Source organism: Agrobacterium sp. MCAB5 (assembly GCF_052114365.1).
In the GTDB taxonomy this organism is placed as follows: Bacteria; Pseudomonadota; Alphaproteobacteria; order Rhizobiales; family Rhizobiaceae; genus Agrobacterium; species Agrobacterium tumefaciens.
Genome location: NZ_JBFREP010000006.1, coordinates 105,029 through 118,829, shown reverse-complemented (window position 1 = coordinate 118,829; position 13,801 = coordinate 105,029). Strand labels below are relative to the sequence as shown.

Genomic DNA, 13,801 nt, shown 5'->3' with positions numbered 1-13,801 from the left:
AACGCTTTTATCGCTTCGGTTCAATCTGACTATAAGCGGTAGGGCTACCGGATTTTCACGCTTTGGCTAACGGCAAAACGATTAAAGCCTTAGAGTTTTTGAAAAAGTCAGTTGGCTGGCCTGTTGTCCGCCGCCAATTTCAGCCAGGCCCGGACGTCGGTCGCCGTGATCCAGATCTGGCCGTCGAATGCAAACATCCCTTTCTCGATTTTGGATGCCGCTATCGTTGCAAAAACCTCGACGAATTGCGCCAGTCGTTGCGCATCGCATTGCGGTGGCGACTGAATGTCGTTCAGGGCTTCTTGCGTCACATGGATGTGCTGCAGTCCTTTTTCGCCGTTCATGATGATGACGGCACTCTGCCTGACCATATGATAACCCACCGGAACGATTGCCGATTCCATCTCCGTCTCCCCGGCACATGTGCCGATTGTTTCTGTTCTCTGGAGGACGTGGGGGCCTGCCGATTGGAACGTGGCAGGCTCTTTTGATTGTCTCCCCTGAAGATCGTTGGAGGAGACTATCCGGGATAGCAGATTGCGGCCTCGTGCCATAGCTCTCCAAAAGCGGTAGCTGCTGTGGGAGGCGGCTCAAGGAAGGGCAGCTCGCCTCCAGACCACGTCGCTGGACGTGTTTAACGCATTTTCCGGGCGTGAAACCGCTATGCACTTTACTGGAAATGCTTCAGTTGACGCTTCCCGTGACGACCGCTGCCGAAACCGGATCTTTGCCGGATACCGACAGGCGAACGCGGACGACGTCGCCCGCGCGGACCTGCGTATGCTCGTCGGCAGCCATTTCGCGGTACGTGCCGGCCACCTGACGCACGATGGCGAACTTGGTTTCGATCATGTCCTCAAGGCTGGAAACCCGCCGCGCCGTCGAGCCGATCTCGGCCATGGACTGAAGGCTGAAGGCCAGTTTTTTCTTCAGGCGCATGATGTCCAGCGAGGTTTCCCGCAACTCGGTCGCCGCGTCATTATGTCTTTTGCTCTTCAGCTCCAGAATACGCCGCTCCACTTCGCTCTTGTTTTGTTTGGCGCGCGCCAGAAACGATGTCGATTCTAGCACCTGCTGGTTCATGGACAGCAACTCGCGCTTGCGTTCTCTAAGGGCGGATTCAGACGCGGCACCGCGCGTGACAAGTTCCTTCGAGGCGTTGACGTCCATGTCGAGCAAGTCGAGTTGCTGGCTGCGCATGACGTTGCTTTTCTCAAGCGTATCGATTTCCTGAATGAAGTTCTGTCGCTGGACTTCGAGATTGGTCTTTTCGTCCTGCTGCGCCGACAGGCGAAGGCGAAACAGACCTGTTTCAGAGGCGACGATCTTCTCCAGCGCGCCGCGATCGCGGACAAGCCCGATGTCGTCGCCCTTATATTCGAATTCGGTGTCGTTCAGTTCCGCTTCCAGCCGCACACGCCGAATGTCCTGCGACAAGAGCTGCATCGACATGTCTTCGTACTCCTGCTGGGCGGCGATCAGCTGCATGCCCGAGGTATCCCTCTGTGTATTGGGTTCCCGCAATCCCCCGCCAAGTGCGAAGAGTTCAAGCACGATCATGCCGGGACGAAATTCATATTTCCCCGGCTTCTGGACGTCGCCGACAACGAAGATCGGCGCATATTCCTTGATCGCGACGGCGACCGAGCGGTTTGCCACATGGGTTGCGAGATCACGGCTGATCCGCGCGCCGATTTCGTTCACCGTCTGATCGACCACGTTGACGTTGCCAAGCAGCGGATAACCGATCGTGCCATCTGCACTGACGGGGAAAAGACCGGTCAGGCCCGCATCGCCATAGACGGAGATCGTTAGGACGTCGCCGGTGACGACCTTGTAGTTGGTGCCATCGGCAACAGCTGGTAGCGGGCAAACCGCCAGAGACAGCAAGGTCGCACCTGCGATCGTCAGGGAAAGACCTCTGGACCTTTTAACGAAGCGCATTTTTCACCTCTCAGTATGGACGACAGCCGGCGGGCGCAGATTGGTCACCCGCTTCCGCAGCTTGAAAATTGTGTTCCAGTCGCGGAAAATCCTCGGCCAGACCGGCGGCTGACGCTTTCTCGGGCGTCGTATGCCGTTGAGGATGATGCCCGTGATCGGCCGGCCCGCGACCCTGAGCTTGAGGACGGCGTTTTTCATGCCCGTGCCATCGGCGACCTCCTGCCGAACGACGAAGGAGACGGCGTCCGAAAGAGTGGCGATCCGCAGCAAGTCGAGGTCATAGGCAACGGATGGCGCGTCGATCAATACCAGTTCGTATCGCTGTCTCGCCTCGGCAAACAGTGCGGCGAAGCGCTTGCTTCCAAGCACAAGATTGGGCGGCAGGTCGCTTTTCTCGGCGATGATGATATCGACGCCCGAGGCTTGGTCGCACTGGATGATGTCATCCAGCGATACCTCACGGTTGACGGCCTGGGCAACATGCGAGGCCGATCCCACATCGAATTCCGACCCGAGAGCCGGATTTCGCAGATTGGCATCGATCAGCAGCAGCTTCACGCCGCTCATCGCAAGCGATCTGGCAAGGTTGGCAATCACGAAGGTCTTGCCTTCGCCATCGGCCGAAGAGGTGAAGGCGATCACCTTGGCCTTGCTCTCCGCCAATTGTATGTGGGTCTGAAGGTCGGCAAACGCGCTGTAGAAATCCGCCGCGCCGCTGCTAAATTTGCCCGGCTTGTTCTGGAACTCCCCGAAGGAAATGCGCGGGATGCGCCCGATGACGTTAAGTCCGGTTTTCTGCTGAAGGGACGCGATGGAGCCAACGGACCGGTCGGTGAAATTCAGGACAAAAGCCGCCGCCAAACCGGTGCTGCACCCGAGCAGAAGCGCAATCAGGCCCCACAGACCCTCGTCGGGACTGGTCGGTTTGCGCGACGGCATGGCGCTCGATATGATCCGCGCCTCCGCAGTCGCGATGCCGTCCTGTTCGATAGTCTGCTTGTAGCGGGCCAGATATGTCTCGTAGATCGAGCGGTTTGCTGCCGCTTCCCGGTCAAGTTGCCCGGATTGAACCATTGCCATATCGGTCGTGGAAATCGCCCGTTGCACATCGTTGAGGCTTGCTTCCACCTCTTGTCGCTGTTTTTCGTTGACCTCGATCTCGTTGCGCAAGGCAGCGATGATCTGCGAGATTTCTGCATCGATCTGCTTGTTGAGTGAACTGAGCTGGGAGGATAGTTGCGGCCGCTCCGGGCTCATGACGGCGCCGCTTTCATCGATCTGCGCGATGGCGCGGATGACCCTTGCCTGCTCGGCCCTCAGAAGCTGGATCGTCGGCGAGGACAGAACTTCGGTGATCCCGAGCCCATCGCCGCTTTTCTGAAGTGCGAGCGCTGTCGCCAGCCGCGCCCTTGATCCCGCCAGCTTGGCCTGGAGCGTTGTCAGCTCGACATTCAGGCTTGAAAGACGCTGCGATTGCAGGGGAAGACCGCCCGTGTCGATCAATCCGGATTTTTCGCGAAATTGCGACGCCTGGCGTTCGGACTCCTCGAGTTCCGTCCGCAGGCTGACGAGCCGTTCCCCGAGCCAGGCGCTGACGCGCCGGGTTGCCGTCGTCTGGAGGTCGATCTGGTAGTCGATATAGGCTGCTCCGAAAGCATTGGCGACTTTCGCGGCCAGTGCCGGATCGGCGGCATAATAGGAGATGTAAATCGTATACGACCGGCCATCGTTCATCACGCGAACATTGGTCATGAGGGTGTCGATCATTTTCGATGTCTCGGCGTCGTTGCCGAGAACGGTCGCGTCGGTATTCGCGCGGTCAACCTTTGTTTGCCGCCCTTCGAGCATCCGATCTTTCTGCAGGATGACGAGAACCCGTTCGGCCATGGACCTAGAGCCGATGATATCGAGTTCCGTTCGAAGCACCGGGCTTTCCTGCGGCAGCGGCGAGACCACGGATTCGGTCGGGAGCGCCTGAAGCTTGCGGACATCGAGTGCAAGGGTTGCCTCTGCCTTGTACTTTATCGGACTTCGCGCATAGCCGATTGCCGCGATTATGAAACTGGCGAGAAAGCAGATGAAGACGGCTCTGCGCCGCTCCCGCAGAATGGCTATGAAGCGGGAAATACCTTCCTGCTCACCCGGAGATGAGGACGACTGGATCATGACGGTTCCTGCTAGGTAAGCGGCGCGTTCGGTAGAGGTCGGTGAATGGTGCGTGCTCAGCGCCCGTAAGCCATGTCACCGATCTTGCAGGCAACTTCCGTGCGGTTTGTTGCTCCAAGCTTCTTCATGATATTGCGGATATGCACCTTGATGGTGCTTTCACAAAGGTTCAGCTCCAGAGCGATATCCTTGTTCGCCTTTCCGCACCGCAAGGCCTCCGCAATAGCCGATTGACGGCTTGTAAATTTTGTCGGAGGAACGGATGCGTGTGCAGTCATGCCGAACAGGCTTTTCATGTTCATGACGCTGCTGGCCGGTATGAAACGGCCGCCCGCGATTGCAAGACTGATCGCCTGGACGCAGACGTCGATGCTGACGGAACTCGATATGTACCCGCGCACGCCAAGAGCGATCGTATCCAGAATGGCATTGATATCCTGATCGTCAGAGAGCACCACGACGGCGGCCGGAGACACGGCAGCCACAATCTCTGCAAGATCGCGGTTTGTCTCTGCGGACGGACCGGGCCAGGCACTGACCAGAACTGCCGCAGGCATGCCGATTTCCGCGCGTGCCTGTCGCCATTCGCCAAGATCGGAGAAGGTCAGAATGCGCCTGTCGGCATATTGATAGTTGAGACTGTGGGCAAGGCATTCCCGCTCCAGCATGCGGCGGTCTATGATGCCGATATAGCCGGCCGCACTTGATGCGGCCTGCGGGTGCGATGCGCCTTCCGACGGGTTTTCGGAGATGTGATTGTGGATCATGACGAAGATGCCCCCTGTATTGTTTTTGGTTTCTTGTGAACTTCTGCAAACGTCTAGATTTAATATCGCCAACTAGCTTTGGGTCTGCTTCAGGCGAACGTCAGCTTCCTGACGGTAAAGGCTTCCGCAAAACGTGTCGGCGCCCGGCATTCCATGCCCCGCAGCCGCGCCAGGCCGCGAAAGGTATCGGCGTCGAACCAGTCCTTGGATCTCTGTGTGCCAAAGTGCTGCAAGAGAAGCTCGACCTTCATGTTCATCGCGTCTTCGCTCAACGGCACGTAGGCGTTTCGCCTGCTGAAATCGCCGTCCCATTTCGGGATTTCGTATTCCATGATCAGGTGATTTCTGAAGATGTTAGATGTGAGCCTGTTGATTTCGCGGTGATCCTGATGCGCGTCCTCGCGGCTATGCGTGAATATGACGTCGGGACTGACTTTGTCGCGCAATGTCAGCAGCCATGACTTGATCTCGCGGCTCTGCGAGGGAAAGTAGCTGTCCTGAAACGATGCCAGTTCAATCGAGTAGGATGCTGCTTTTGCAAGAAAAGCTTCGGCGGAACTGCGTGCCTCCAAGGCGCGCTCGTTACCGGCACTGAGGACGCACCAATAGACATCGAGCAACACGCCCTTTGAAAGCAGGCTGAGTACCGTGCCTCCGACGCCGATCTCAATGTCGTCGGAGTGAGCTCCGAGACAAAGGATCGACAGACGATCACCGGCGGAAGCGAGGGACATGTTTTTCATGGCAGCAGCTTCGTGTTTGACGACTTGCGTGCCATCGACGCATCGTCTCCAATCCATGGCATGTCACCACGCTCTACCATTGCCTCCAACGTCTGCCAGTCGCGCAGCGTATCCATTGACCGCCAGAAACCCTCATGTTTGTAGGCCATCAATTTATCTTCAGAAATCAACCTCGAGAACGGTTCCAACACGAGTTCCTCGCCCTCGCGCATGTAGTCGAAAATTTCTGGTCGCATCAGGAAGTAGCCGCCGTTTATCCACATGTCGGATGTTTCCGACGACCGAAATTCACGGACCCTTCCGCTCTCGTCGATTTCCGCCAGGTGGTAAGTGAGGGGCGGTCTGACAGCCAGAAAACAGGCGAGCTTGTCGCTCTTTTCGAATTGGGCAATCATGTCGTCGAGATCGACGTCGGTCAGGCCGTCGCTATAATTGGCAAGGAACATCTTCTCGCCCTTGAGATGATGACGTACGGCCCAGAGGCGCTCGCCTATATTGCGCCATATCCCCGTATCGATCAGGGATACGCGCCAGTCCCTAGGTAGCTCCTCGAGCAATTCCACGCGTCCGGGGCTCGATATGACGCAGTCGGCATAGCTTTCCGGCCGGCTGTTCAGAAAGAATTCTTTTATGACGTGCGCCTTGTAGCCGAGGCAGAGGATGAAGTCCTCATGCCCAAAACGGGCGTAATATTGCATGACGTGCCGCATGATCGGTTGAGACCCGAGCGGGATCAGCGGTTTCGGGACGCTTTCGGAATATTCCCTGATGCGAGTACCCCTGCCGCCACAGAACAAGACGACCTTCATTGTACCAACTCCTTCGGATCAATGATGGAAATGTCGGGAATTGGAACGACGAATTTCCCGCCCCAGTTTCTGATGTCGTTCATTTGTGCAACGATCTCATTCTTCAGGTTCCAGGGGAGAATGAGAACGTAATCCGGCTTCATGCGCTGGATTTCGCTCACGGGCCGGATCGGAATATGCATTCCCGGCGTGAGGCGACCATGTTTGTAAGGATTGCGATCGACTGCAAAATCGATGAAATCGGTGCCGATACCGCAATAATTTAGCAGCGTGTTGCCCTTTCCCGGTGCGCCATAGGCGCAGATCGATTTGCGCATCTCCTTAAGGCGGATGAGGAAAGACAGGAGGTTTCGCTTGGTTTGGCGCACGGCTTCGGAGAAGGCCGTATAGGTCTCTATTCTGTCGAGACCGGCATTCAGCTCCCGTTCCAGGAGGCTATCCACGCGGGATTCACGCGGGAACTTGCTGTCTTCGTGCGAGAAAAAGACCCGCAGCGAACCGCCATGTGTGGGAATCTCTTCGACATCGAAAACCTTTAGCCCATGACGGTGGGCCATTTTTTCTATGGTCAGCAATGAGAAGTAGGAAAAGTGCTCGTGATAGATGGTGTCGAACTGGTTTTCTGCGATTAGCTTTTCGATATGCGGGAACTCAAGGGTGATGACGCCGTCAGGCTTGAGCAGCACTTTCATACCGGCGACGAAATCGTTGATATCAGGCACCTGGGCAAGGACATTGTTGCCGATGATGAGATCGGCTTTTTGGCCTCTGGCCGCCATATCGGTTGCTAGAGCCTCATTGAAAAATTCAGTCAGTGTCGGAATACCTTTGCCGATCGCCACCTTTGCGACGTTGACCGCCGGTTCAATTCCGAGCATCGGGATGTTGCTGGTCAGGAAATGTTGCAGCAGGTAACCGTCGTTGCTGGCAAGTTCGACAACGAAACTGGATTCGCCAAGCGCGAAGCGCTCGATGACCATGTCGCAGTACCGCTTTGCGTGAGCGACCCAACTGTCCGAGAACGAGGAGAAATACGCGTACTCCGTGAAAATATTCTCGGGCGCTACATATTCCTGAAGCTGGACGAGGAAGCATTCGTCGCAAACGAATGCGTGGAGTGGATAAAACGGCTCGACGTCGTTGGCTGCGTCAGCTGCGACGAAGCTTTCGCAGGGTGGAGACATTCCAAGATCGACGAAGGTATGCACCAATGGCGAGCTGCAAAGACGGCAAAGCCCGACGTGATGCGTCGAGCTCAGTCTTGCAGAAAAAACTGCCTCATTATTCATCTGACGCCCCCTGATTTTATCGCATTGTCTTCGAGTGAATTTCAGAAAATTCTTTTATTAACTGGAAAAAATACTATGGATCGGGGTGGGTGACGATACTGCATTCGGCTCGAAAACGTCATCCATAAGCCGTAGGGTTATATTGGAATCCGCTAAAATTCGCTTCCGGCGGCTGGTTTCCGCAACCGAAAGGGTGACTTATTTGCCAGCCCGCCTTCAAGGTATGGTGCTGCCTATGGGTGTATTCCGGAGCCGCTGAAATGGCGGAGAATTCTTCTTGAATACGGGATTGCATCAGGAGCGCCGAATGCTGTTTGAGAAGACGAAAATCGAGGGGCTCTGGGTCGTCAATACGGTGCCTGTGCGGGACAGTCGCGGCTCTTTTGCCAGGACGTTCTGCAAACGCGAATTTGAGAGCAACGCGCTGGTATCGGACTTCAGTCAGCACAGCCTTTCTCTATCGAAGCTGAAACACACGGTACGAGGGCTGCATTTCCAGCGACCGCCGCATCAGGAGACAAAGCTGGTTTCCTGCGTCAAAGGATCGATCTGGGATGTCGCCGTCGATCTGCGCCGCGGCTCGCCCACCTATCTGCAATGGGTTGGCACGGTGTTGTCGGCCCACAATGGCGCGCAGTTCTACATTCCCGAGGGTTTTGCACACGGCTTCCAGTCGCTCAGCGACGACGTTGCTGTGTCCTATTTGATTTCGGTGCCCTATGCCGAGGCAAGTGCGGCAGGGATCCGGTATGACGAGCCCGCGATAGGTGTAGAATGGCCTGCGCCGCCCTCGGTCATATCGGAAAAGGACCTCGGTTGGCCCGCTTTGCAATGAAGGTCTAGCGCGTCAGGAAACCGAGGTTCGAGACAAGGCCCGCCTCGAGCAGCCTGCCAGCAGCGCTCGCAATCTCGACAAACGGCATATTTGACCTTTCGGCGATATCCAGTAGCGAGTTGGTTCCATCGGCGAGGTTGAGTATCCATAGATAGGCCATGGTGCGGTCGTCATTCGTCTTATGGCCGCCTATCGCAGGAAAAAGCCCATATTTTCCGAGCTGTGGCTCACCCTTGGGCCGAAGGTTTAACGGCGTCCAGTTGTCTTCGAGAGCATCGATCATGTGCATGATCATCCAAAAGGATGAGTCGAGATGTTCGGACCGGATGAAGTCGAGATTGTCGGCCGAGGTGTGATATTCGGGAAAGGTTCCGAAAGCGCTTCTTTGCAGCAGTCCGACCGGCAGGTTGAAGCCCGGCGAACAGAATTGGCGCTCGTCATAGCCGTAGGGAATGAAGTCGGCGATTGCCAGATGTTTACGATCTTCTCCGCAGCGGGTGCAGGCGGCGATCCGGTCGATCAGTGCATCTCCTCTGCGGCTGCGCTTGTAGTTCGGCCCGCCCCCGTCACCAATGCACGAAACCACAAGACCATGCGCAATGTTCGATATCCCATCTTCGTTCTGCGCAAGCCATGACAGGGAGCCGATCGTTCCGGGTGCGAAGACGAACCTGTAGCTGTAATATGTGGACCTGCTTTTCAGGCCTGCAGCAAGACACGTCAGCAATGCCAGGCCGGAACAATTGTCGTTTGCGAGCGACGGGTGACAGATATGCGCGAAGAGAAGCACCTCTTCGGTGCTTTGTCCGATATGCAAATATTCGCCGTAATACAGATTGCCTGAGGTTTTTTCGGTGTCGATGACGACCTCATAATCGCCTTCATCGAGCTTGAGGAATTCGCGATGCGCCATGCAGAAGCCCCAGGCATCGGTGTAATAGGCGGTTTTGTACGGAATGAGATCGGGCTGAGCCGGCAAGGTGTAGATATGCGATTGCAGTTCGGCCAGCGGCATCACGCGGCGTTGAGGGATGCTGTAGTTCATCAGATGCAGGTTGCAGATCTGGAAGTCGATCACCTTGCGTCCCGCCGCGTTTTTGACATAGGCGTCGCGAACGACCCATTCCTGCGGCACCGTCCAGTCGAAAACCCGTGTTCCGCTCGGCACGGCGCGTTCCTCGATATCGATGTAGTCCTTGAGGATAGCGATGGTGTCGCGCACGCCTTTGCCGGTGATGCTGCGACAGATCGGAAACAGGCGGGTCGCCAGATCATGGATCGTCTGGCCGATATCATCCTCTCGCCACGCCACGCCGGTCAGCCTGGCACCAAGCTCCATCTTGCCCATCCGCGCCTCCCGTTCAAACCGATGCGGCAATATCGGCGCCGTGGCGCGGCGCAACGACGGGGCGGCGCAGGTTGATGTCGATATCCTTGTCGCCGATCAGCTTCTGGAGCTGGCCGATCCGCTGATAGTACGGTCCCTCGAATTCAGCCATAGTCAGGCCGGCGCTCTTATAGGCGTGGTAAAGTTGCTCGGCACCTGCGGCGGCCGTCCATGTCGGCTTGAAGGCCGGAAGCGCACGGGCGATCTTGCCGAAATCGACGCGGTAGGAGCGGGTATCGGGGCTGGCGTCGCTGGCATATTGCAGCCGGCATCCGGGCACCGTCAGGGCGACGATTTCGGCGATCTCCCGGATCTGGTAGTTGTGTGCATCCTGTCCGACGTTGAACGCCTGATTGTGCACGACATCGGTCGGCGCTTCGAGCGCGGCCAGAAAGGCGCGCGAAATATCCTCGATGTGAACGATTGGACGCCATGGCGATCCGTCGGATTTCAGCAGGATCAGTCCCTCCGTCACCGCCCAGGCGGTCAGGTTGTTGAGGACGATATCGAAACGCAGCATGGGCGAAAGGCCATAGGCCGTCGCCGGGCGCATATAGACCGGTGTGAAGCCGGGGCTCGCGAGGCTTGCAATGTCACGTTCCGCCAATACCTTTGATGTGCCATAGGCCGATACCGGTTTCAGCTCTGCTGTCTCGTTGACCAGTCCATCGCCAGCTGCGCCATAATTGCTGCACGAGGAGGCGAAGAGGAAACGCTTGACCCCGGCCTGCTTTGCGGCTCGCGCTGCCCGAACGCTGCCGCGGTAATTGATCTCATAGGTAATTTCCGGATTGAGATTGCTCAGCGGATCGTTGGACAGCGCTGCAAGATGAATGACAGCGTCGAAACCTTCCATATCCGAAGGCTGGATATCGCGGATGTCCTTGCATACGCCGGGTACCTGCGGCAAAGGTCCGCCTGGAACATAAGCGCAGCGATGGTAGAATTCAGTGTCATAGCCGTGTACTTCGTGACCCGCCTTGCGCAGGATGGGTACCATGACGGAGCCGATATATCCGCGATGCCCGGTGACCAGAACGTGCATGAAATTCCCCCTCAAAATCTATTTTCGATTGCAACGAGCGTATCTTTTCAGGCGAGATCGATGCACCGCGCAAAGCGGCTGTATCGATAATGCGAACGGTCTAGTTGCCCCGGCCGGTTAAGGCTTTCGGATGCTTTCCGATAATTCGGGCATGTCGGCCATGACCAACCCATGGCTGGCGTGATGCTGCGCGTTGCCGTTGAAACGCCGGAAGACAACCTCGGATGGGCGTCCCGTCAGGAATTTGTCGACTCCGTATTCCAGCGCTTTACGGTAGACGACGAGCGCTCCATCGATGGCGTCAAGCGTTTTGGCTATATCCTCGTCCTCATGCGTGTAGCTTACAACGAGAGAAGGTGCGAGAAGGCCGCGACGGATGGTTTCCTGCAGAAACAGCGAGCGAAAAGCCTGAGACGGCTTTCCGGTCTGGTCCAGCGTGAAGTAGCTGAGGCAGGCGGAGTGGCCCTGAATGCCGAAGTAGGAATCCAGTCCGTGCGCAATTGCGATCTGGCTGATGGCGGCGCGCAGCGAATTTCCCTGTCGGACCAGATTTGGGACCACGGGTTCCTGCGTGTAAACTTTCATGGTCGCGATGGCCGCCGCCATCGCATGCGTTTCCGCGCCATGCGTCGTCGAAAGCAGGAAGACACGCGGGGCATCGGTTTGATCGATACCGCCTCGTTCCATGAATTCACGCTTGCCGGCCAGTGCGGAAATCGAAAAGCCGTTGCCCAGCGCCTTGCCGAAACAGGACAGGTCGGGGACGATATCGTATGTCTTCTGCGCACCGCCCGCATCCCAGCGGAAGCCGGTGATCATTTCGTCGAGAATGAAAAGCGCGCCGTTTTCGTGGCAAAGATCCTGCAGTTTGTGAAGAAACTGGTCCCGAGGCGGATCACCGCGCGACGGCTCCAGAATAAAGGCGGCGATACGACCTGGAAAGCGGTCAAACAGACTGCGCGCACTCGCCAGATCATTGTAGCTGAAGCCAAGGACCAGATCCTGGATCGCCTGAGGAATGCCCGCATTCATCTCCGTTGTTCCGATGAACCAGTCGTCGGTGGAGAAAAAGGGGTGGTCGCTGCAGCGCGCGATCAGGTCACGGCCGGTAACAGCCCGTGCAAGTCGTATCGCGGCGGATGTCGCATCGGAGCCGTTCTTGCAGAATTTGACCATTTCGGCCGTCTGGATCGTATCGAGAAAGGTCGAGGCGCAATCCACCTCGATCTTTGAGGGGCGCGTGAAGTTGCAGCCGCGGTAAAGTTCCGCACGCGCGGCCTCTACGACGTCAGCATACGCATGGCCAAGGCCGACAGCCCGATTGCCCATGCCGTACTCGATATATTCATTTCCATCGACATCCCAGACATGACAGCCATATCCCCTTTCAATAAAGCCGGGAGACAGGACAGGGTACTGGTCGTCACCCTTTGCATAGGTATGTGCACCGCCCGGTATGATGTTGCGGGAGCGCTGGCGCAGTCGATCCGAGTTTTCGAAATTTTCGACGAAAGTTTGCATGGCGAAATCCCGGGTCCATATGTCCAATGACCAGAGACTACCGTATCCGGCTCGGTGGCCGTTACCCCGTCTTTATGTTGGGAATGCTAGCCGAAAGGCTTAGAGGAGATGTACAGCCTTCCCGTCATAATCGCTCCGATGCGTCCGCATCATGCGGGGCCCGACACCCGCAGGCAATTATGGTTCTGCAATAGGTCCACTGCACGACACTCGATTTTAGTTTTTGAAGAGATCGGATATTTTGAAGATCACTTCCGTTCTGTTCTTGGCGTCAACTTTCTTCATGATATTGCGAATATGTACCTTTACGGTGCTTTCACGAAGATTGAGCTCATAGGCGATGATCTTGTTTGGCTTACCTTGCGTCAAAGCGTTGATGACGTCGACCTCACGTTGGGTGAACATCGCGGTGCGCTGTCGTTCCTTGTCTTCCGCAACCACGAGCAACTGCCTGAGATCGCTCAGATTTTCAGCTGATACGAAAGCGCCGCCCGCCAATGCAAGTGAGATGGCACCCACACACACCGCCAGTCCTATCGACGAAGAGATATATCCCCGAACGCCCGCGTCAAATGCCCTCATGACTTGGCGCAGATCGCGGTTCTCAGCGAGAATGACGACCGGCAGATAAGGGAAATCGGCAATGAATTCCCGCAACTCATGAAGGGATACGTCATCGCCAAAATCGCTGCGACCGACGTTGACCAGGATGCCGCTATGCTGGCCGTTTGGAGCGTGTCTCCAGTCATCGAGTGATGAAAACAACTCAACTTCCATATCAAGGCCGTATGCGATCAGGCTCTGAGCCAGACACTCACGGTCGAGCGCGCGGTCGTCGATGATAGCCAGCTTTCTGACCGAAGTTTCCATAGGTTTCGAATGCGCAACCACATGGAAATTTGATGAGAACTGGCTATGTCCATTGTTGGGAACTGATGTCAGCATGTTATGTCCTATCCGCGCTAAAGAGTGCTTTGCGGATCTGTCTGGCTTGGCAGAGACGCAACCGAAGAGTTTCTTTCTAAGATTCGGCACAACGGACGTTTGAAGTAATTCAACCCGGAACGCCGTCATCAATCAGAACTTCGGAAGCTACTCTGTTGCGGTCTGGATTTTTCGGAATTTAAAAAATCGGCCAGAAAGCAATAGACGTGGCACTACCCGAATTTCGACTCCGGCATCCTACAATGGAGTATCGCAACTGGAAAAGGTTCGGAAATTACTCACTTTTGATTGAGATTTCGACGTGGCGTTCAATCTGGCATGATGTGGGTAGACAACCAGACACGCCAGAA

12 protein-coding genes are annotated in these 13,801 nt (G+C 56.3%); 1 reads left to right on the top strand and 11 read right to left on the bottom strand.

The window, feature by feature from the left end; all coding sequences use genetic code 11:
* Nucleotides 1-107: 107 nt before the first annotated feature.
* From AB4Z23_RS15505 to AB4Z23_RS15475, 7 genes are all read right to left on the bottom strand, one after another.
* The gene (locus tag AB4Z23_RS15505; protein WP_441360336.1) at nucleotides 108-404 is read right to left on the bottom strand and encodes a hypothetical protein; all 297 of its coding nucleotides are present in this window, start codon (nucleotides 402-404) and stop codon (nucleotides 108-110) included.
* Nucleotides 405-684: 280 nt separating this feature from the next.
* Nucleotides 685-1,944, bottom strand: a complete 1,260-nt coding sequence (locus AB4Z23_RS15500; protein WP_041694614.1) for a polysaccharide biosynthesis/export family protein — start codon at nucleotides 1,942-1,944, stop codon at nucleotides 685-687.
* 3 nt (nucleotides 1,945-1,947) lie between these two features.
* Complete coding sequence (locus AB4Z23_RS15495; protein WP_421387784.1) at nucleotides 1,948-4,110, bottom strand: GumC family protein; 2,163 nt, start codon at nucleotides 4,108-4,110, stop codon at nucleotides 1,948-1,950.
* A 56-nt stretch (nucleotides 4,111-4,166) separates the two neighbouring features.
* Nucleotides 4,167-4,877 (bottom strand): response regulator transcription factor, encoded by a 711-nt coding sequence (locus tag AB4Z23_RS15490; protein ID WP_013761297.1) that lies wholly within the window; start codon nucleotides 4,875-4,877, stop codon nucleotides 4,167-4,169.
* An 89-nt stretch (nucleotides 4,878-4,966) separates the two neighbouring features.
* On the bottom strand, nucleotides 4,967-5,620 hold the full coding sequence (locus tag AB4Z23_RS15485) for a PIG-L deacetylase family protein (protein WP_306623808.1): 654 nt from the start codon (nucleotides 5,618-5,620) through the stop codon (nucleotides 4,967-4,969).
* A complete protein-coding gene (locus AB4Z23_RS15480) occupies nucleotides 5,617-6,429 on the bottom strand; it encodes a glucose-1-phosphate cytidylyltransferase (RefSeq protein WP_019566371.1) in 813 nt (270 codons plus the stop codon). Before AB4Z23_RS15480 ends, AB4Z23_RS15485 begins: the two co-directional genes overlap by 4 nt.
* The gene (locus AB4Z23_RS15475) at nucleotides 6,426-7,718 is read right to left on the bottom strand and encodes a class I SAM-dependent methyltransferase (RefSeq protein ID WP_025596042.1); all 1,293 of its coding nucleotides are present in this window, start codon (nucleotides 7,716-7,718) and stop codon (nucleotides 6,426-6,428) included. Before AB4Z23_RS15475 ends, AB4Z23_RS15480 begins: the two co-directional genes overlap by 4 nt.
* A 307-nt stretch (nucleotides 7,719-8,025) precedes the next feature.
* Here AB4Z23_RS15475 and rfbC point away from each other — a divergent pair, with 307 nt between their 5' ends.
* Nucleotides 8,026-8,553 (top strand): dTDP-4-dehydrorhamnose 3,5-epimerase, encoded by a 528-nt coding sequence (gene rfbC, locus AB4Z23_RS15470; protein ID WP_025596043.1) that lies wholly within the window; start codon nucleotides 8,026-8,028, stop codon nucleotides 8,551-8,553.
* Nucleotides 8,554-8,557: 4 nt separating this feature from the next.
* Here rfbC and AB4Z23_RS15465 read toward each other — a convergent pair whose 3' ends face one another.
* From AB4Z23_RS15465 to AB4Z23_RS15450, 4 genes are all read right to left on the bottom strand, one after another.
* Nucleotides 8,558-9,901 (bottom strand): DUF4910 domain-containing protein, encoded by a 1,344-nt coding sequence (locus AB4Z23_RS15465; RefSeq protein ID WP_306623810.1) that lies wholly within the window; start codon nucleotides 9,899-9,901, stop codon nucleotides 8,558-8,560.
* A 13-nt stretch (nucleotides 9,902-9,914) separates the two neighbouring features.
* A complete protein-coding gene (locus AB4Z23_RS15460) occupies nucleotides 9,915-10,985 on the bottom strand; it encodes an NAD-dependent epimerase/dehydratase family protein (protein ID WP_025596045.1) in 1,071 nt (356 codons plus the stop codon).
* A gap of 117 nt (nucleotides 10,986-11,102) precedes the next feature.
* Nucleotides 11,103-12,506 carry a glutamate-1-semialdehyde 2,1-aminomutase gene (locus AB4Z23_RS15455; RefSeq protein WP_025596046.1) on the bottom strand — a complete coding sequence of 468 codons (1,404 nt, stop codon included), beginning with the start codon at nucleotides 12,504-12,506 and terminating at the stop codon, nucleotides 11,103-11,105.
* Nucleotides 12,507-12,722: 216 nt separating this feature from the next.
* Nucleotides 12,723-13,451, bottom strand: coding sequence for a LuxR C-terminal-related transcriptional regulator (locus tag AB4Z23_RS15450; protein ID WP_025596047.1), 729 nt, complete (start codon nucleotides 13,449-13,451; stop codon nucleotides 12,723-12,725).
* Nucleotides 13,452-13,801: the final 350 nt, after the last annotated feature.